This is a genomic window from Luteithermobacter gelatinilyticus, assembly GCF_005849285.1.
Classification (GTDB): domain Bacteria; phylum Pseudomonadota; class Alphaproteobacteria; order Sphingomonadales; family Emcibacteraceae; genus Luteithermobacter; species Luteithermobacter gelatinilyticus.
Genome location: NZ_CP040517.1, coordinates 1,098,664 through 1,116,735, shown reverse-complemented (window position 1 = coordinate 1,116,735; position 18,072 = coordinate 1,098,664). Strand labels below are relative to the sequence as shown.

At 53.7% G+C, this 18,072-nt stretch carries 18 protein-coding genes; 12 read left to right on the top strand and 6 right to left on the bottom strand.

The genetic code is table 11. The features are described 5' to 3' along the window. Window positions 1-13 precede the first annotated feature (13 nt). The 8 genes from FE788_RS05010 to FE788_RS04975 all read left to right on the top strand — a co-directional run bounded on the left by FE788_RS05010 (window position 14) and on the right by FE788_RS04975 (window position 7,361). Entirely contained in the window at window positions 14-1,348 is a 1,335-nt protein-coding gene (locus FE788_RS05010; protein WP_138379611.1) for an amidohydrolase, read from the top strand. A gap of 10 nt (window positions 1,349-1,358) precedes the next feature. Next, a complete protein-coding gene (locus tag FE788_RS05005; protein WP_138379610.1) occupies window positions 1,359-1,787 on the top strand; it encodes a VOC family protein in 429 nt (142 codons plus the stop codon). 2 nt (window positions 1,788-1,789) lie between these two features. After that, window positions 1,790-2,713 carry a 2-hydroxyacid dehydrogenase gene (locus FE788_RS05000; protein ID WP_138379609.1) on the top strand — a complete coding sequence of 308 codons (924 nt, stop codon included), beginning with the start codon at window positions 1,790-1,792 and terminating at the stop codon, window positions 2,711-2,713. Window positions 2,714-2,913: 200 nt separating this feature from the next. Next, window positions 2,914-3,477: an elongation factor P gene (gene efp, locus FE788_RS04995; RefSeq protein ID WP_138379608.1), complete on the top strand. Its 564-nt coding sequence runs from the start codon at window positions 2,914-2,916 to the stop codon at window positions 3,475-3,477. Window positions 3,478-3,526: 49 nt separating this feature from the next. Next, entirely contained in the window at window positions 3,527-4,345 is an 819-nt protein-coding gene (locus tag FE788_RS04990) for an inositol monophosphatase family protein (RefSeq protein WP_138379607.1), read from the top strand. 60 nt (window positions 4,346-4,405) lie between these two features. After that, window positions 4,406-4,858 (top strand): OmpA family protein, encoded by a 453-nt coding sequence (locus FE788_RS04985; protein ID WP_138379606.1) that lies wholly within the window; start codon window positions 4,406-4,408, stop codon window positions 4,856-4,858. Window positions 4,859-5,013: 155 nt separating this feature from the next. Beyond that, the gene (locus tag FE788_RS04980) at window positions 5,014-6,276 is read left to right on the top strand and encodes a hypothetical protein (protein WP_210414141.1); all 1,263 of its coding nucleotides are present in this window, start codon (window positions 5,014-5,016) and stop codon (window positions 6,274-6,276) included. Continuing rightward, window positions 6,276-7,361: a peptidoglycan -binding protein gene (locus tag FE788_RS04975; protein WP_138379605.1), complete on the top strand. Its 1,086-nt coding sequence runs from the start codon at window positions 6,276-6,278 to the stop codon at window positions 7,359-7,361. Before FE788_RS04980 ends, FE788_RS04975 begins: the two co-directional genes overlap by 1 nt. Window positions 7,362-7,432: 71 nt before the next feature. Here FE788_RS04975 and FE788_RS04970 read toward each other — a convergent pair whose 3' ends face one another. Together FE788_RS04970 and FE788_RS04965 are read right to left on the bottom strand one after the other, a co-directional pair. Next, window positions 7,433-8,029, bottom strand: coding sequence for a PAS domain-containing protein (locus FE788_RS04970; protein WP_138379604.1), 597 nt, complete (start codon window positions 8,027-8,029; stop codon window positions 7,433-7,435). A gap of 181 nt (window positions 8,030-8,210) precedes the next feature. Next, entirely contained in the window at window positions 8,211-10,019 is a 1,809-nt protein-coding gene (locus FE788_RS04965; protein WP_138379603.1) for an ABC transporter transmembrane domain-containing protein, read from the bottom strand. Window positions 10,020-10,209: 190 nt separating this feature from the next. On the opposite strand from FE788_RS04965, the gene rpmE reads away from it, so the two are divergent. Continuing rightward, window positions 10,210-10,434 (top strand): 50S ribosomal protein L31, encoded by a 225-nt coding sequence (gene rpmE / locus FE788_RS04960; protein WP_138379602.1) that lies wholly within the window; start codon window positions 10,210-10,212, stop codon window positions 10,432-10,434. Window positions 10,435-10,519: 85 nt separating this feature from the next. Here the strand turns inward: rpmE and FE788_RS04955 are convergent, their stop codons facing one another. Continuing rightward, window positions 10,520-11,002 (bottom strand): DUF1465 family protein, encoded by a 483-nt coding sequence (locus tag FE788_RS04955; RefSeq protein ID WP_138379601.1) that lies wholly within the window; start codon window positions 11,000-11,002, stop codon window positions 10,520-10,522. A 310-nt stretch (window positions 11,003-11,312) separates the two neighbouring features. On the opposite strand from FE788_RS04955, the gene FE788_RS04950 reads away from it, so the two are divergent. Continuing rightward, on the top strand, window positions 11,313-11,777 hold the full coding sequence (locus tag FE788_RS04950; RefSeq protein WP_138379600.1) for an Hsp20 family protein: 465 nt from the start codon (window positions 11,313-11,315) through the stop codon (window positions 11,775-11,777). Between the two features lie 139 nt (window positions 11,778-11,916). Here FE788_RS04950 and FE788_RS04945 read toward each other — a convergent pair whose 3' ends face one another. Then, window positions 11,917-12,111 carry a DUF1192 domain-containing protein gene (locus tag FE788_RS04945; protein ID WP_138379599.1) on the bottom strand — a complete coding sequence of 65 codons (195 nt, stop codon included), beginning with the start codon at window positions 12,109-12,111 and terminating at the stop codon, window positions 11,917-11,919. Window positions 12,112-12,220: 109 nt separating this feature from the next. Between FE788_RS04945 and FE788_RS04940 the strand changes: the two genes are divergently transcribed. Beyond that, a complete protein-coding gene (locus tag FE788_RS04940; RefSeq protein WP_138379598.1) occupies window positions 12,221-13,222 on the top strand; it encodes an NAD(P)H-quinone oxidoreductase in 1,002 nt (333 codons plus the stop codon). Between the two features lie 223 nt (window positions 13,223-13,445). Here FE788_RS04940 and FE788_RS04935 read toward each other — a convergent pair whose 3' ends face one another. Together FE788_RS04935 and FE788_RS04930 are read right to left on the bottom strand one after the other, a co-directional pair. Beyond that, window positions 13,446-15,602 (bottom strand): methyl-accepting chemotaxis protein, encoded by a 2,157-nt coding sequence (locus tag FE788_RS04935; protein ID WP_210414140.1) that lies wholly within the window; start codon window positions 15,600-15,602, stop codon window positions 13,446-13,448. Between the two features lie 268 nt (window positions 15,603-15,870). Then, entirely contained in the window at window positions 15,871-17,535 is a 1,665-nt protein-coding gene (locus FE788_RS04930) for an ATP-binding protein (RefSeq protein WP_138379596.1), read from the bottom strand. A 236-nt stretch (window positions 17,536-17,771) separates the two neighbouring features. Here FE788_RS04930 and ykgO point away from each other — a divergent pair, with 236 nt between their 5' ends. Next, window positions 17,772-17,897 carry a type B 50S ribosomal protein L36 gene (gene ykgO / locus FE788_RS04925; protein WP_099471772.1) on the top strand — a complete coding sequence of 42 codons (126 nt, stop codon included), beginning with the start codon at window positions 17,772-17,774 and terminating at the stop codon, window positions 17,895-17,897. Window positions 17,898-18,072 lie beyond the last annotated feature (175 nt).

Genomic DNA, 18,072 nt, shown 5'->3' with positions numbered 1-18,072 from the left:
GGGATATAATTACATGATCAAAAACAAACCGGTTTTCTGTGCCTTGCCCGCAGTGATAAGTGCTTTCCTGCTTGGGGGGCCCGTTTTTGCGGACGGCTCCATCGACGCTCTGATCCACCAGAAAAGCCTTGAGCTGGAACCGCAGGTGATTGCCTGGCGGCGCGATATTCATCAGCACCCGGAATTGTCCAACCGGGAATTCCGCACCGCCAAACTCGTTGCCCAACACCTTGAAAGCCTTGGCCTGGAGGTGCAGACAGGGATTGCCCATACAGGTGTGGTGGGGATTCTCAAAGGCGGCAAACCGGGCCCCGTGGTCGCATTGCGAGCGGATATGGATGCGCTGCCGGTGACGGAAAAGGTGGACCTGCCCTTTGCCTCCAAAGTCACCACCACCTATCAGAACAAGGAAGTCGGTGTCATGCATGCCTGTGGACATGATGCCCATACGGCCATTCTGATGGGGGTTGCCAAGCTCCTTTCGGAGATTCGTGAGGATATTCCAGGTACAATTAAATTTATTTTCCAGCCGGCCGAGGAAGGCGCCCCTGCGGGAGAAGAAGGCGGCGCTAAACTGATGATCAAGGAAGGCGTGCTTGGGGGTAAATACAAACCGGAAGCCATTTTCGGTTTACATGTTTTTCCCGAAGAGCTGAACAGCATCAAATACCGCCCTGAAGGGTTCCTGGCGGCTTCCGATGAACTGTATATCACCGTCAAAGGAGCCCAGACACACGGCTCCATGCCCTGGCGGGGAATTGATCCGATCATCATTTCAGCCCAAATCATGACCGCACTTCAAACCATTCCCAGCCGCCAGCTCGACATCACCAAAGCACCGTCTGTCATCACCATCGGCAGCGTCAACGGCGGTGTCCGCGGCAATATTATTCCGGAAGTCGTCGAAATGCAGGGCACGATCCGGACCTTTGATACCGGCATCCGCCAACAGCTTCTTGATCACCTGGAAAGAACCGTTACCCATATCGCCCAGAGCGCCGGTGCCAAGGCAGACGTCCGGATCAAACCTTACGCCCCGGTCACCTATAACGATCCGGCCCTGACGGAAATGATGGTTCCATCTCTGAAAAAGGTGGTCGGAGAAGATAAAGTCAGCGTCAGCGACCGGGTCATGGGCGCCGAAGACTTTGCCTACTATCAACGGGAAATCCCGGGATTTTATTTCTCTCTTGGCGTGCGCAAACCCGGCATAGCACCAGAGGACGCAGCCCCGAACCATTCCCCGTATTTTTACGTCGATGAGGCAGCCCTTAAAACCGGTGTCCAGGCGCTGTCCACACTGGCGCTGGATTATTTGAAAATGAAAACAACACAAAACGCGGAATAAACGGGATAAAATGTCTTCTTACCCTTTCCATCTGGCCTTTCCGGTCACGGATCTGGAACAGGCCAGAGAATTTTATGTCGGTCTGCTGGGATGCACCACCGGGCGCGAAGCCCCGCGCTGGATTGATTTTAATCTGTATGGTCATCAGGTCACGGCGCATCTGGTCTCAGAGATGGATGAGGTTCCGCTGAATCCGGTGGACGGCCGACAGGTGCCGGCCCGGCATTTTGGTGTCATTCTGGCACGCAAGGAATGGGATCAGTTAGCCGACCGGCTGCGCCGGCATAATGTGGACTTCATCATTCCACCCTATATCCGTTACGAAGGGGAAATCGGCGAACAGGCCACCATGTTTCTTCAGGACCCCAGTGGAAATTATCTGGAATTCAAGGCCTTTGCCGCCCCGGAATTTATTTTTGACAAAGACTACAAGGACTGAACATGGCCATTCTGCTGCTTCTGCCGGACACCAAAGCCGAACAGCTCGCCGGTCTATTAAACAAAAAGCTGCCAGGCGAAGATATTCGCATCTGGCCGGAAACCGGCCGTCCGGAAGAGATTGATGTGGCTGTTGTGTGGGCACACCCCCACGGCGCCCTGAAAAATCTGCCCAATCTCAAACTGATCCTTTCCTATGGCGCTGGGGTCGATCATATCTTTAACGATCCCGACCTGCCTGTGGATGTGCCTATTTGTCGTTTTTTCGCTGATAGTCTGTCCCGGCAAATGGCTGATTATGTGAGCGGGGTTATCCTGAATCATCGGCTGCGCCTGATTGATTATCGGGAGCACCAGGCCGCTGGCAACTGGCATCCCTGGATGCCGCGTCGGGGTAACAAGGTGACCATTTTGGGGCTGGGGCAATTGGGGCAGGCCACGGCCCGGCAACTGAACACCCTGAGATTTGATGTAACCGGCTGGAGCCGGACCGCAAAAACACTGGACTATTGCCATACCTGTCACGGCCAGGATATGTTAACGGAAGCTGTCTGCGAAGCGGATTACGTGGTCTGCCTGTTGCCGCTAACGGAGGAGACCCGGGGTATCCTTAACGGCACCCTGTTTTCAGCTATGAAAAAAGGCGCTTATCTGATCAATGTGGGTCGGGGCGACCACCTGAACGAAAACGACCTGCTGGACGCCCTGTATCAGGGCCATCTCGGCGGTGCCTGTCTGGATGTGTTCAGCGAAGAACCGCTGCCCTCTGTAAGCCCGCTCTGGCGTCATCCCCGTATCCTGATTACCCCCCATATCGCCAGCGTCACCGACCCTGAGGATCTGGCGGATTATGTTGTGCAAAGTTTTAACGCCCTGAAACAGGGCTCTTCCCTAAAACATCTCGTGGACCGGCAGGTTCAATACTGAAACGTTCCGCCATGCGGTACGGCCCAGCCCCCCCCGCAGGAACAGGGCCAGACCTGACCGGCAGAATGGGGCAACCTCTTCACAATTCACTCTAGACGGGGGTTTTCTTTTCCGGAGCCTTTGATTGGCTTGCATGCCACGGCGCAACCTGTTAATTTGCGCGCCAACTGCAACCACTGTTCTTTAAAAGGTCTAAAGTCATGAAGATTGACGGAAATGCAATTCGTCCGGGGAACGTTATTGAACATCAGGGGGGACTGTGGGTCGCCGTAAAGATCCAGCATACCCAGCCGGGCAAAGGCGGAGCCTACCTGCAGGTGGAACTGAAAAACCTGAAGGACGGTCGCAAGCTCAATGAACGCTTCCGTTCCTCGGAAAAAGTGGAACGGGTACGCCTTGAACAGAAGGAATATACCTATCTGTTTGAAAGCGACGGCAAATATACTTTCATGGATGCGGAAACCTATGATCAGGTGGAAATCGACGGCGACCTGGTCGGCGAAAAGGCGGTCTATCTTCAGGATGGAATGGAAGTCATTGTAGAAAGTTACGAAGACAGCCCCCTCAGCGTACAACTGCCACAGACCGTGGAACTGGAAGTGACCGAAACAGAACCGGTGGTCAAAGGCCAGACGGCCGCCTCCTCCAACAAACCGGCCATTCTGGAGAACGGGGTGCGCGTCATGGTGCCGCCCTTTATCAATACCGGCGATCGCATCATTGTAAATACCGAAGACAGCACATATGTGGAACGCGCCAAATAAGGCTTCCAACCGCCCTGCATGAAGCAAGACAAAGAAAAAGGACATTTCCATGGCGCTTAAGTCAGCCACCATTACCGTCATGCAACGGGCCGCCGAAAAGGCCGGGCGTAAGCTGGCCCGCGATTTCGGGGAAGTGGAGCATCTTCAGGTTTCCAAAAAAGGCCCTGCCGATTTTGTTTCGGCCGCCGATACCCGTGCCGAGCAGGTCATTCGCGAGGAACTGAGCAAAGCCCGCCCGGAATTCGGTTTTCTCCTGGAAGAGAACGGAGAAATTGAAGGTCGAAACAAACACTGTCGCTGGATTGTGGACCCGCTGGACGGGACCACCAATTTCCTGCATGGCATTCCCCACTTCTGCATTTCCATCGCTCTTGAACAAAACGGGGAAATAACGGCCGCACTAATTTATGAACCCCTGAGCGACAATCTTTTCTGGGCGGAAAAGGGGCATGGCGCTTATCTGAATAACCGGCGGCTGCGGGTCTCGGCCCGGCGCAAATTACCGGAAAGTCTTCTGGCGACCGGTATTCCGTTTCTGGGCCGGCCCAACCATGCCTTTTTTCTCAACAGCCTCGAAACCATCATGCCGGAAGTATCCGGCATTCGGCGGTTCGGATCGGCTGCTCTCGACCTGGCCTATGTTGCCGCAGGACGCTTTGACGGGTTCTGGGAAACCGATCTGAAACCCTGGGATATTGCCGCAGGGATCTTGCTGGTCCGTGAGGCCGGCGGACAGGTCACCACCTTTGACGGCAAGGCAGATGTTCTTGACACCGGCCAGATCATGGCGACAAACGGGAAACTGCACGGCCCGCTCACCCGTCTTCTGGCAACTGCCCTCAAGAAAACTCGTGCAGAAAATGCCTGAACGCGTCTTGCAACAAGAGGCACCCGATCTGATGGCCTGACAAAATAGGAGAGACAGAAAATGGTGAACCTGCTGCTTTCCACCGTTGTTTTTCTGTCTCTCCTGGCGTCAGCCGGGGGGCGGGCAGAGCCTGCCCAAGACAGCCCGGAACGACTGTTCCTCAACGCCCCTACCCTTACCGGACATACGCCCCTTGAAATCCCCTTTCACAAAGGCGAAATCAGAATTGGCGACAATACCCGTGCCATCATACAAGCCTGGGCCCACAAGATTGCAGAATATTCCCTGCCGGTCCATGTCTACAGCTACGCCGGCCTGCCGCGCATGCGGCGCAATCTTACGGAACAGGCCGCTCGTCATGACGCCGTAAGAGTGGCCTTCAAGCGCGCCCGGCATGTCAAAGCGCTGCTGGAAACGGCGGGGGTCAGCGAAAAGCGTATCATCCTGCACGCCATCGGCGCCGCCGATTATGCTACCCAGGACAAACTGGAAATCACAATCCGTAGGAAATGACCCCGTTTACGTGGTCATATTCTTGCCCAACTAAACCTTAGACTCTGGAATAAAGCCCTGATAACATTGCCCGAAGCGGAAAACCCGTTACCCATGCGAGAACGCATGACATTGACAAGATGTATAGGGAAGAAACGAAAAGGACTAGGCCGGACATGACCCGCCCGACAAAATATTTGAACCGGATTATTTTATTTCTTACAGCCGTAATTATCGTACTGGTTCTCCTGTTTCCCGGTATGCAGCAGGCGTTCGTGACCAATATCGCCTTAAACGGGGTGATCGCGACGGTTTTGCTGATCGGCATTGTCTTTTCCATTCGCCAGGTCATGATGCTCTCCCCGGCAGTAAAATGGATCAGGGAATTCCAAAAGGAAGACCAGATGGAACCGCTGGGTACTCCGCCATCGCTTCTCTCGCCCATGGCGGCCATGATGGGCGAAGATAACCGGCGCAAGTCCCTTTCCGCTGTTTCCATGCGCACCATTCTTGACGGCATTGCCGCCCGCATGGATGAAAGCCGCGAAATAACCCGGTATCTGATCGGTCTGTTGATCTTTCTGGGGCTTCTGGGAACATTCTGGGGACTTCTGGGCACTATCAGTTCCATTCGCGAAACCATCGACAGCCTGACCGTCGGCAGCGGCGACATTACCCATTTGTTTGAAGACCTGAAACAGGGGTTGTCCGCCCCCCTTGGCGGTATGGGCACGGCCTTCAGCTCCTCCCTGTTTGGTCTGGCGGGATCCGTGATTCTGGGTTTTGTGGATTTGCAGACAGGGCAAGCCCAGAGCCGTTTCTTTAACGACCTGGAAGACTGGCTGTCCGGCATTACCAAACTGTCCCGTGGAGGCGGCATCACCCTGGAAGGTGAAGCGGACGCAGCAGCCGTTCCGGCCTATGTCAGCGCGCTGCTGGAACAAACCGCTGACAGTTTGGACAATCTGCATAAAGTCATCAGCCGCAGTGAGGAAAAACGCGCGGAAGTCAACACGGCGCTGATCAACCTGTCCGGACAAATTTCCGCCATGACGGACAGCCAGAATGAAAATACCGCCGTCCTGCACCGGCTGGTCGATGTTCTCACGCCCCAAAAAGACGAGGACAAAGACAAAACCACGGCCACCCATCTGCGCAATATCGATGTTCAGATGAAACATCTTCTGGAAGAAACCGTGCGGGGCAACACTCAATTAACAGATGATCTTCGCGCCGAATTCAAACTCCTCGCCCGCACCCTCGGCGCCATACTGGACGGCCGGCCTCATCCCGCAACGCCGGAACCTTCCGAACCGGCCCCCCGTCCGGCCAAGAAGCCTGCCGAGATGGACTATGAGATGCCCGAGCCCAAGCCCAAAGCGGACAAGAAACCCATCATCACGCCCCGCCCTCTGCGCGCGAAAAGGGATGACGACTGATGGCGCTTCTCCGGTCTCGCAGACGTCCTGGCGGCAGCAGCGAAAACACCTGGCCGGGTTTTGTGGATGCGCTAAGCACCCTACTTCTGGTCATCATCTTTCTATTATCGGTGTTTATGCTTGCCCAGTTTTTCCTGGGCCAGGCCCTGTCCGGACGTGACCAGGCCCTGGAAAAGCTGCGTCAGCAAATTGCAGACCTGGAAAGCAGCCTGGCTCTGGAACGCCAGCAACATGATGACCTGAAAGCGGAATTCTATGAAATATCCGCCACCTTGCAATCGGCCAATCAGTCCCGCGAAGAGCTGCAAGCGCGCATCAGTGAGCTGGAAGCAGACCTGGAACAGGCCCAGCAGGCCCGTAAATCCAATGACGAACAACTCCGTATGCTAGAAGACATCCAGAACCGTTATCGGGAAAGCACGGCAGCCCTCGCCAAGGAAAAGGAACTCAGCCAGGAAGCCCGGCGACAGGTGGACCTTCTCAACCGCCAGCTTGCGGCCCTGAGACAACAGCTTGCGGCGTTGCAGGACGCGCTCGACGCTTCCGAAGCCCGGGATCGTGAACAACGCGCCACGATCAAAAATCTGAGTGCACGGCTGAATGCGGCCCTGGCCTCCAAGGTCCAGGAACTCAGCCAGTACCGTTCGGAATTTTTCGGCCGCCTCAAACAGGTCCTGGCCCAACGCTCCGATATTCGCATTGAGGGGGACCGATTTATTTTTCCCTCTTCCGTGTTGTTTGCATCCGGCTCTGCTACACTCGGCCCCGAAGGACGGCAGGAAATGGCCAAACTGGCCCAAACCCTGAAAGAAATTGCCGCCACCATCCCCCCTGAAATCAACTGGGTGCTTCGGGTTGATGGCCACACCGATAAGCTGCCCATCCGCACGGAACGCTTCCCCTCCAACTGGGATTTGTCTACGGCCCGGGCCTTGTCGGTGGTGAAATTTCTGATCAATCAGGGCATTCCGCCGGAAAGGTTGGCGGCGACAGGATTTGGCCAATATCACCCGATTAATCCAGCTGATACCCCCGAAGCCTATGAACAGAACCGACGGATCGAAATGCGCCTGACCCAGAAATGACGCCTCCCCCAAAGGAGCATGGCGACCCAAACGCAGGACGGCAGAATGGGTCAACCTATTCACACTTCACTCTAGAGGGAAGTGTTTTTGCAGGATAAGTTCTTTGGGAAGGTGATATGGGGCAGTCCTGCGCCAATATCCAAAAGCCGAATGTCTTTAACCCCCAGCATGATATGATCCGGGTGATCCCCATCATATTCCGCCTGAGCACCTTCATGCGCCAAGCTGCACACCAGCATGAAATTATCCTCTTGTGGCTCACAGCTCAGCGGCAAAATCAAATGCTGAAACTGGAAAATCTGCCCGCATAAAGCCCTGATCTGGCTGATATGAATTAAGCCGGCGGGATGATTAAAAATCGACTTTAAATGTTTTCCGAACCCGTTGCGCACATCAGGATGCATTTTTTTCAGCAAGTCTTCACCCGGATCCCATATGCCGGTTTTCTCCGCCATATTCCGGGCCATGACCCTGAGCCGCAGACGCCCCCCCTCATCCCAACTACAAAGCGTCATGTATTTAATGAGATGAGGAATTTTTTCAGGTCGGAAGTCTTTTTTCGACGGGACGACCTTTTTATGGCGCATGCTTTTCCAAAATTCCCAGAATTGCTGGAACTCAACCTGAGCAAACCGCAAATCAGTTCCCCCCAACATTCTGGTACTCATACTTCCTCCCCAAGCCCATAGCGTTAAGTTATTGATTCAAAAGGCTACGGAAAAGAATAAGGGGATTTACATTGATATGCAAGTGAATAGCCCGAAATCCTTAAAAGAGTATGGCAGGATATACCCCTTAAGGAATATCCGGGTATAGCTCATAACGGGAGTTCCAGAGATCCTTTGAAGGTTATGTTCCGTTATTGCCATCCGTGAACTGTAATTCGGCCAGCCGGGCATAAAGACCGCCTTTTTGCAGCAATTCCTGGTGGCTGCCGATATCAACAATTTTCCCGCGATCCATCACGACAATCCGGTCGGCCTGCAATACCGTCGCTAACCGATGGGCAATCACCAGCGTGGTGCGGCCCTGCATGAGTTTGTCAAGTGCGGCCTGAACCAGTTTTTCACTTTCCGCATCCAGCGCCGATGTCGCCTCATCCAAAAGAAGTATCGGCGCATCCCGCAAAATGGCCCGGGCAATGGCAATACGTTGTTTCTGCCCTCCGGACAAACGGGTACCCCGCTCCCCAAGCCAGGTCTTCATCCCCTCCGGCAGCCGGGTGATAAATTCATTGGCCTGGGCGGCTTCCGCGGCATTTTGCAGCATCTCATCCGTCGCTTCCGTATTGCCATAGCGGATATTTTCCTCCACCGTGGCGGCAAAAATCACACTTTCCTGATGCACAACAGACATCTGTGCCCTGATGTCGGACGGGTCCGCTTGCTCAAGAGGCACCCCGTCAATCAGCACCTGGCCGCTGGTGGGATCGTAAAAGCGCTGTAAAAGCTGGAAAACTGTTGATTTTCCGGCACCTGATGGCCCCACAATAGCGACGGTCTCCCCTTCCCGGACCGTGAGCGAAAATCCATCAAGAATTTTTTCCCCGGGACGGGAAGGATAGGCAAAACTCACCTCGCGGAACTCGATCAAACCTTTTACAGGTCGGGGCAAGGGAATGGGGTTTTCCGGAACCTTGACCTCGGGTTCCATGGCGATCAGTTCCAAACAACGGCTTGCCGCTCCCGCCGCTCGTTGTAATTCCCCATAAACTTCAGACAGTGATCCTACGGCCCCGGCCACAAGCACGGCATAAATCAGAAAGGCCGTCAATTCCCCGCCGGTCATTTTTCCGGTGGCCACATCCGAGGCCCCGACCCAGAGAATCAGGTCCACCGCCCCGAAAACCAGCAGAATCACCACCGCCGTCATCCAGGCCCGTACATTGATCCGTTTGACCGCCGTAGAAAAGGCGTTCTCCACATAGTCGGCAAAACGGCGTCGTTCATAAGCCTCACGCGTATAAGACTGCACCGTCTGCACCGCGCCCACCGTCTCATTGGCGATGGCGCTGGCCTCGGCGATACGGTCCTGGGACTGTTTGGAAAGCCGCTTGACTTTACGGCCCAGAAAAATGATCGGCACAACAACAAGCGGAACGGCAATGAGCACAACACTCATCAGCTTGAGACTGGTATAAAGCATAAACCCCAAACCGCCCAGCAGGGTGAGAATGTTCCGCAAAGCCACGGACGCCGATGAACCGACCACCGATTGAATCACCGTCGTATCCGTGGTCAGCCGGGACACAATGTCCCCCGAACGGTTTTGTTCAAAAAAAGTGGGCCCCAGGGAAATCACCCGGTTGAAAACCGCCTTACGGATATCCGCCACGACTCGTTCGCCCAGCCAGGTCACCAGATAATAGCGGGAGAAAGTCGCAAAGGCGAGCACAAAGGCGACTCCAAGCAGAGCCAGAAAATAAACATCAATCAAGGCAAGATTATCGCTGGAAAATCCCAGATCAATGATCCGCCGCACCGCCTGTGGAATCGCCAGTGTCGCACCAGCGGCCACCACCAGCGCCACAAAAGCCAAAAAAATAGTGAGCCGGTATTTGGACAAGAAAATCCATAATAGTCTGATTTCCTTTACGTTCTTCTTTTCCGGCTCAAACGCGTCAGCCGACGGCGTATGTTTTTCCTGCCCTCTTGCCATAATGCCTGTATTACCTTGTCAGTTGTAAAACTGACATGCATATAGCAGCCCTCATGCAGGACAGCAATGTCTGGCGCCCAGAATATATGCAATATTCACAAATTTTCGAAAAACTTGCCTTATTCGGGGTTGCCTTGGCGGGATGACTTGGGTATACAGGCGCAAATTATTTTCGCGGAGATGAGTAGCGATGAAAAAAGATATTCACCCAGATTATCACATGATCAATGTGGTTATGACGGACGGCACAAGCTATCAGACACGCTCCACATGGGGCAACGAAGGCGACACCCTGACTCTGGAAGTCGATCCCAAGTCTCATCCGGCATGGGTTGGCGGTAGCCAGAAAGTTGCGGAAAAAGGACGGGTCGCCGCCTTTAACAAACGTTTCGGCAGCTTCAAGCTCAAGAAATAAATTTACGTCAATCCCTCCTCCCCCACGATGGATTGATGATGCAGGGCGCTCCACCGGGCGCCCTTGCTTTTATGTAATATTCTTCTCAATCCGGCCGGTGTAGTCTGTCAAACATTTCGTGAACCGGATTTTGCCCCTCATTCTGCTGCTCATACAGCATATGCTCCAAACGCTCTACCTGACGATAGAGGCGCTGGGCCTTTTTCAGATAGTCGCAAAATTCATCCGGCATAAGACGCAGATCCCGCCCCGCCTGAAGCAGGCAAACGTCCCTATTCCCCAGGCGGTATTTGGGGGTTGACGCTTCTTCGGGGGTGATTTCCCCGGCAATCACGCCTTTTTGAATCATCAGCCACGAAACCACTTGCATCAGACAACAGGTCATACGCGTGCTTTCCCGGGCATAGACAATCTGCTGTTCAGCGGTAAACGGCCGTTCAGCAGCGGCCGAGTAAGACTGCGCCAGATAACCGGCCACAGAGATGGTCAAATTCAAGGCTTCCCGGTAAGACTTTTCAACAAATTTCGGTTCCGGACGACCGTCGCCGGTCATCAGACGGCTGGTCATGATATTCTCCTGTCTACCCTTTCTTATTCTATCATAGAAGACGTTTCTTAATGGGGTCTTACCGAAAAAAAACGCCGTGAAAAAAACAGAATGTTTTGCGAATGGATGACCGCGTTATTGCGCGCCTCGCCATGACGAGGCTCTCTCATCACAATTCACTCTAGAAAGAAATAAGAGGGGGCTTGATTAGGCGAAAACACAACTTATCTATGAAGTATCAGGCGCCGATATCGGGCCTGAGGCAATTTTCCCGGCCTGTTGGCGGGATATCGAAAATATCGCTTAGACAAGGATATGAAAGGATATGAAAATGCGTACACCAGATCTTACCCCTTTAATGCGGTCAACAATCGGTTTTGATCACATTAACCGCATGTTTGAAAACCTCAACAACCTCAACAAGGAAGTCACCTATCCTCCGTATGACATTGAAAAAGTCAGCGAGGATGCCTATCGCATCACTATGGCGCTGGCCGGTTTTACGGAAGATGAGCTGGATGTCTCCATTCAGGAAGGTGTGCTTGTCATTTCCGGCAAGAGCGGCGAAGAGGATGAAGAGGCTGCCGAGCGTTATCTTTACCGCGGCATTGCCAAACGGGCCTTTGAGCGCCGTTTCAAACTGGCTGACACCATTCGCGTGCTTGGCGCCACCTTTGAAAACGGGCTTCTGGTAATTGACCTGGAGCGCGAGGTGCCCGAACATCTGAAACCGCGCAAGATTGAAATCAACAAAACCGGAAAAAAAGTCAAAACGATTTCAGATAAGGCCGCCTAAGGTCAAAGGCATTGCCCTTTGGCAATCCTTCCGAAGCTGTTTCATACGTTATATGCCCCCTGCCCACCAAAACAGGGGGCATGTTGTTTAGAGTGAATTGTGTCATCGCGGGCGCGTTTCTCCTGACGCGTTAATCCGTTCATGTTTTCTTGAAAATATTTTCGGCAGCGGAACGCGCCCCCTTTTTATCGCCTATCGCCGCACGGGTCCTGTCGAGCTCTGCCTGCAACAGCCGAACGCGGTTCTCAAGCGCCGCCACCGAATAAGGCGTGAGATCCTCCTGGCAAAGTTCGGCCAACAAGGATTTCGGGCGCGGCAAATCTTCTTCTTCCATACGGGCCTCCCTTGAAATTTTTGAGGGTTAGGGGCATCTTACATATCATATCATCTTATATCACCCGATTTTTATGTCGTCTGTTTTTTGGCCACCGAAGGAAAAATACATGCCCGCCTCCCTGCCTGAAAAAATACGTGTTATTGAAATTTCCGAACCCGGAGAAGCGGAAAAACTCCGCCCCGCCCAACGCAACTGTCCCACGCCCGGTGCGGACGAGGTATTGATCCGGGTTCTAGCCGCGGGCGTTAACCGTCCGGATATCATGCAGCGCAAAGGAATGTATCCGCCACCCCCCGGGGCCTCCGACATTCCTGGTCTGGAAGTTGCCGGAGAGATTGTCGCCTTGGGTGAAAGGGTGGAAAACTGGACCATTGGCGATCAGGTGTGTGCGCTGGTTTCCGGGGGCGGATATGCAGAATATTGTGTGGCCCATGCCGGGCACTGCCTTCCCCTCCCTCAGGGCCTTTCTCCCGTCCAGGCCGCAGGTCTTCCGGAAACCTTTTTCACTGTCTGGTCCAATGTATTCGACCGGGGCGCGCTGAAACGGGGAGAGGTTTTTCTGGTCCATGGCGGCAGCTCAGGCATTGGCACCACCGCCATCCAACTGGCCAAAGCCTTTGGCGCCACAGTCCTCACCACCGCTGGCACAGAGGAAAAATGCGCCTTCTGCCGCGACCTGGGGGCCGATCTGGCCGTCAATTACAAAACTGAGGATTTTGTAGAAGCCGTCAAGAATTTTACCAAGGGGCGCGGGGTGGATGTTATTCTTGACATGGTGGCTGGCGATTATGTCAACAAAAACCTGTCCTGTCTGGCCCCGGAAGGACGGCTGGTGCTGATCGCCGTACAAAAAGGGCCGAAAACAGATATCAATGTCCTACCCATCATGTTGAAACGCCTGACTTTCACCGGTTCTACCTTAAGGGCACGGGAACCGGAATTCAAACAGGCCATCGCTGAAAACCTGCACAAGCATGTCTGGCCGCTTCTGGAAAAGGGAACAGTCACCCCCATCATCAACAAAACCTTTCTGTTGGAAGAGGCTGCCGCTGCCCATGCTTGGCTGGAGCGCGGCGAACATATGGGAAAAATCATCCTGACCGTATAAGTTCCGATTTTTACCGATATAGAGCCCCCCGCTTTATCTTCAGTATCTTCTGTGAATCCTATCGATATAGAAATGAACCCCGGATCAAGCCCGGGGTGGATGTGGGACTGAGAGCAGAGAATTGGGTCAACAAACTAAGCGCCCCGGATTGATCCGGGGCGCTTTTATATGGGATAAGAGGCTTATATGGGATAAGAGGCTGTTTTTTTCCAGTACTTTTACCTCAGGCGGCGCGGATCTGGCTCAGGAACCGCTCCAGCTGCTGACGCAGTTCGGAGGACTGGCTGGAAAGACGCTGGGCCGACGCCAGAACCGCATTAGCTGCCTCGCCCGTGCTTTTCGCCCCTTCATTCACCACGTGAATGTTACTGGTCACTTCCTGCGTGCCGGCGGACACTTCTGACACATTGCGGGCAATTTCATGGGTTGACGCATCCTGTTCTTCCACCGCCGACGCAATGGTGACAGAGGTTTCGTCAATCTGCTTGATCACATTTTCAATGCCGGCAATGGCGGATACGGCTTTTTCAGTCGCCGCCTGCATACCGCTGACCTGGCTGGTAATCTCTTCCGTGGCCGTTGCCGTCTGGCTGGCAAGGTTTTTCACCTCGGAGGCCACAACAGCAAAGCCTTTGCCGGCCTCACCGGCACGGGCTGCCTCGATCGTCGCATTCAACGCCAGCAGGTTGGTCTGATTGGCAATGTCGTTAATCAGATTGATAACATCCCCGATTTTCTGGGCTGCGGAGACAAGACCCCGGATTTCCTCAGTCGCCCGTTCGGTTTCATTCACCGCATTACGGGAATAACTGCTGGACTGAGCAACCTGTCCGCTGATCTCTTTCACGGACTTGGAAAGCTGTTCTGCGGCGCTGGCCACCATCTGGATGTTGGCGCTGGCCTGTTCGGACGCAGAGGTCACCGCCTGGGACTGGCGCGTGGTTTCCTCAGCTACCGCAGACATGCTCTGCGCCGCCACCTCCATTTCGCCGGATGCCGTAGACAGCCCGTTGACAATTTCCATCACAGACGCTTCAAACTCCTCGGCCAGGGCCAGCATTTCCTTGCGCCGCTCTTCACGGGCCTGACGATCCCGTTCTTCTTCCCGCAGACGGGCCTCTTCCTCAGCCTTGCGGCGGGCTTCTTCTTCGGCTTCCTTTTGCCGGCGCAGTTCTTCTTCTTTCAGACGCTGGGCTTCATCATTATGGATTTTTTCAATGGCCGCATCCTTAAAGACCTGCAATGCCCGGGCCATGATTCCGATTTCATCGCCCCGGTTTACATCGGGAACCTCGGCTTCAAGATCCCCTTCGGCAATGACCGACATGACTTTGCCCAGCCTGTTGAGGGGCCGGACCACCCGGTAGACCACCAGCCAGACAGCCATTGCCGCGACAATAAATGTCGCCAGAAGCACCAGCAGAGCAACCACCATGCTGCTCGTCGCCTCGGCCGAGATCTCCTCAGCATACCCTTTGGTGATCTCGCCGGCCGCCTGGCTCAGATCCAGAATGGTTTTGGTGGCAGAGGTTGCCGCCTCTATCCATTCATCCGTGGAGACCGGATAAGGCTCCTCTGCCTGAGAGGCCGCATAAACGCTTTCCCGAATGGCTTGATAATCCTGGAAAAACTCTTTGCCGACCTTGGTACCCAGTTCCTTCAGACGCGGATCCATAAAACTCTTGCCGATATATTCCTGAACCAGCCGCCAGTTGGATTCGATCTGGCCACTATAACCGGAAAGGATTTGCATACGCAGTTCAGACAGCGGTTCTCCCTGGGCGATCTCGGAACCGATTACGGCCCATTCCTGATCCGCATATTCACTCATCACAGACAGCGCATGTTTGAGCTGCTGATACATCATGATCTTGGCGCTGGAAATACCGGCTTCAAGTTCCTGGGCCAGCCGAAGCCGGCTCATGGATTCGATCAGGCCGGTCGCCGCCCGGCTGAAATTCCGGGCCACACGTCTTTCCCGGTTTTCCGCAGAAAGACGGAATGCCTGATCCGCACCGGCGCGCGCCTCAAGATATTTTTTATAGGCCTTCTCCACCTCAGCAATCAGATCCTGCTTTCCGGCAAAATCATAGCCGTTTTTCACTGAAACCAAGGCTTTTTTATAAGCTGTTTCGGCATCCTTGCGGGATTTTTGAATAATGTCCCATTTATCCGAAGTTCCTGCACTCGCGTTTCCCAGGGCCGTGTTCATCACCCCGCGCTCTGTGGAAAAATAGTGTTCGCCTTTCAGCAGATAATCGGACGTTTCATTGACGGTCACGATTCTCTCTGCTTCAGCTTTCTCATTGGCGGCATTCAATGCCGAAAGGGTGCTGAAGGTTACAACGGATAAAACCAGTATCCCGACAACACTAAACAAAGAGTTTCTGATTGTGAAAAAGTTTTCTACTTTTCCCGAGCTGAAGCCAAATATTTTCTTGTCACTCATGCTTTTTCTCACCAAGCCATTTCAACTAATGAATCCTAGCGGGGAGCCCCCAACTGCTTGTATATATGCAGGAAACCTCTCCCTTCATAGTCGGTTATAGCTTATTAACCTTAAAGATATCGTTAACAGAGAAGAGGACTTCGGAAGGCATTTCCGGGCAGGGTCCGCGGTTTCCCGCAAGCACAGGGCCTGCGGCAAATCACCGACCCTGCCCGCGCCAGTTTTTGATGGTTTCCTGGATAAACGCGTTGCTTTCTATGTCCTGCTGCCAGTCCTGGGAAAACTTGGGATTATGGCTGGAAGGCCGTTTATTTTCATCAAGGCTGTCAAACTGCACCCGCATCGGGGCCCGCACGCCCTCCCCCACCACCAGCGCCTCCCGGTTTTGCAGGGACGACAGGGACGCCAGTCCCCCCTTGGCCCCTTCGGGCATGACATGCTCTACAAATTTCTGATCCCGTTCGTTATTCATGCGCATGGCGAAAATGGTGCCGCACTGGGACAGGGCGGATTCTGACACGTCCGCCGGACGTTGGGAGACCAGCCCCAGAGAGACGCCATATTTCCGCCCTTCCTTGGCAATACGTTCGATCGCCTTGCGGGTGGACGCGAAAATGGTGTGATCCTCGGTCGGCACATAACGGTGGGCCTCCTCACAAATCAGCAAAATGGGCCGCACGTCCCGGCCCCGGCTCCACACGGCAAAATCAAACACCAGGCGACTGATCATGGAAACCACCACATTCACGATCTCTGCCGGCACCCCGGACAGGTCAATGGTGGAAACGGGTTTATTGTTGACGGGAAAACGCAGCAGCCGGCCGATAACCTCGGACAGATTGTCATGGGCCAGAAGTCCGGAAAACATGAAGCTGAACCGGGTATCGCGACGCAATTCCTCGATCTTGTGTTTCAGACGCAGATAAGGGGTCAGCGTGTCGGGATTGTCCAGCCGGCCCATCTCATCTTCCAGATATTTCATCATAAAAGACAGCTTATAGGGAATCGGCGTATCCACCGTGATTTTTTCCCGGCTCAAACCGTCCGCGGCATCCACGCGGGCCGCATGCAGACAGCGACGCAGAATGTCAATTTCCACTTCCCGCTCCAGCGTCCGCCTGAGACCGATGAACAATTCAATATGTTCCTCAAAATTCATCAGCCAGTACGGCAGGCGCAGGTTATTGATGTCAAAGGGCTCCCCGCAGCTTTCAAATGCCGCCTCATATTCATTATGCGGGTCCAGAATGATGATATGGGCATTCGGCATACGTTCCACCAGCCGGTGGATCAGCAATGCGACGGTACACGACTTCCCGGTCCCTGTGCTGCCCAATACGGCAAAGTGTTTGCCCAGCATATTATCCGTAATGATGCTGGCCGGGGTGACATGCTGGGGAAACACCGTGCCGACATTAAAATGGGTGGAATCAGTAACCCCGAATATGGCTTCGATATCTTCCTCATTGGTTTCATAAACCATCTGTCCGGGAATGGGGAAATCCGAAATGCCCCGGTCAAACAGCACCCCGGTAGGCAGGTACGGAGCCTTGAGCCCGTGCCCGAGATAATCGAGATACATGATAATATGCTCTACAGGCCCCGTGGAACTTTCCTGGCGTTTGACTTCCCGAACAGTCGCATACACAAAACCTTTATTCACCTTTATCTTGACGGTGGCACCGATCTGACCGGCTGGCAGGGTCGAATCGTCTTTTTGCAGGGACCGGTTGAGGGCTTTGACACTGCACAACGCCACCGCGCCGCTGCCGCTGACTTCGGTGACAAACCCAATTTCCCTAGACATTTCAAGGGCAAGGCGGTTCAGTTTTTCACTTTGTTTTTCATTCAGAAACGATGTCATGCTTTTCACATTGTAATTTTACCCGGATGTTGTAATATAAACAGACTTCCGTTAATGATTGATAAAGATTTGGTTGATTTTGCAGTAGCTTGTGACTGTGGATGTGGGAGTGTCGCTTTTTTTTGAAAAAGCCGTTTTTCGGGAGTTGACATTTCGCAAGACACACATTACTTTCCGCCGCAAGTTCAGGCGCTGCCGATAAGGCGCTTAACAAAGAATTTGAGACGGATAGAAAAATGAAAGTAGTAAATTCATTAAAGTCATTAAAAAACCGTCACCGTGATTGCCGTGTAATCCGCCGCCGTGGACGCACCTATGTAATCAACAAAACCAACCGCCGCTTTAAGGCGCGCCAGGGTTAGTGACATTGACGAAGATTCGCTGTTGGTGCAATGCCGACAGTAAATAGGAGACCGTGCCTCCCCCCCAAGGGCACGGTCTTCTTCATTTTGGGACAACAAAATTGCGTATACTTACCCCCGATAGGGTTCAGAGTGCCCCAGATAAGATTCGGCCAGATAAGATTCGGCCAGATAA

What these genes read in the sequence shown, in the direction of transcription:
- FE788_RS04945 (WP_138379599.1), bottom strand. Translation starts at nt 12,111, where the DNA reads ATGGAAGAAGAAGATTTGCCGCGCCCGAAATCCTTGTTGGCCGAACTT.
- efp (WP_138379608.1), top strand. Translation starts at nt 2,914, where the DNA reads ATGAAGATTGACGGAAATGCAATTCGTCCGGGGAACGTTATTGAACAT.
- FE788_RS04990 (WP_138379607.1), top strand. Translation starts at nt 3,527, where the DNA reads ATGGCGCTTAAGTCAGCCACCATTACCGTCATGCAACGGGCCGCCGAA.
- FE788_RS05000 (WP_138379609.1), top strand. Translation starts at nt 1,790, where the DNA reads ATGGCCATTCTGCTGCTTCTGCCGGACACCAAAGCCGAACAGCTCGCC.
- FE788_RS04985 (WP_138379606.1), top strand. Translation starts at nt 4,406, where the DNA reads ATGGTGAACCTGCTGCTTTCCACCGTTGTTTTTCTGTCTCTCCTGGCG.
- FE788_RS04980 (WP_210414141.1), top strand. Translation starts at nt 5,014, where the DNA reads ATGACCCGCCCGACAAAATATTTGAACCGGATTATTTTATTTCTTACA.
- FE788_RS04965 (WP_138379603.1), bottom strand. Translation starts at nt 10,019, where the DNA reads ATGGCAAGAGGGCAGGAAAAACATACGCCGTCGGCTGACGCGTTTGAG.
- FE788_RS04930 (WP_138379596.1), bottom strand. Translation starts at nt 17,535, where the DNA reads ATGACATCGTTTCTGAATGAAAAACAAAGTGAAAAACTGAACCGCCTT.
- rpmE (WP_138379602.1), top strand. Translation starts at nt 10,210, where the DNA reads ATGAAAAAAGATATTCACCCAGATTATCACATGATCAATGTGGTTATG.
- FE788_RS04975 (WP_138379605.1), top strand. Translation starts at nt 6,276, where the DNA reads ATGGCGCTTCTCCGGTCTCGCAGACGTCCTGGCGGCAGCAGCGAAAAC.
- ykgO (WP_099471772.1), top strand. Translation starts at nt 17,772, where the DNA reads ATGAAAGTAGTAAATTCATTAAAGTCATTAAAAAACCGTCACCGTGAT.
- FE788_RS05010 (WP_138379611.1), top strand. Translation starts at nt 14, where the DNA reads ATGATCAAAAACAAACCGGTTTTCTGTGCCTTGCCCGCAGTGATAAGT.
- FE788_RS04955 (WP_138379601.1), bottom strand. Translation starts at nt 11,002, where the DNA reads ATGACCAGCCGTCTGATGACCGGCGACGGTCGTCCGGAACCGAAATTT.
- FE788_RS04940 (WP_138379598.1), top strand. Translation starts at nt 12,221, where the DNA reads ATGCCCGCCTCCCTGCCTGAAAAAATACGTGTTATTGAAATTTCCGAA.
- FE788_RS04950 (WP_138379600.1), top strand. Translation starts at nt 11,313, where the DNA reads ATGCGTACACCAGATCTTACCCCTTTAATGCGGTCAACAATCGGTTTT.
- FE788_RS05005 (WP_138379610.1), top strand. Translation starts at nt 1,359, where the DNA reads ATGTCTTCTTACCCTTTCCATCTGGCCTTTCCGGTCACGGATCTGGAA.
- FE788_RS04970 (WP_138379604.1), bottom strand. Translation starts at nt 8,029, where the DNA reads ATGAGTACCAGAATGTTGGGGGGAACTGATTTGCGGTTTGCTCAGGTT.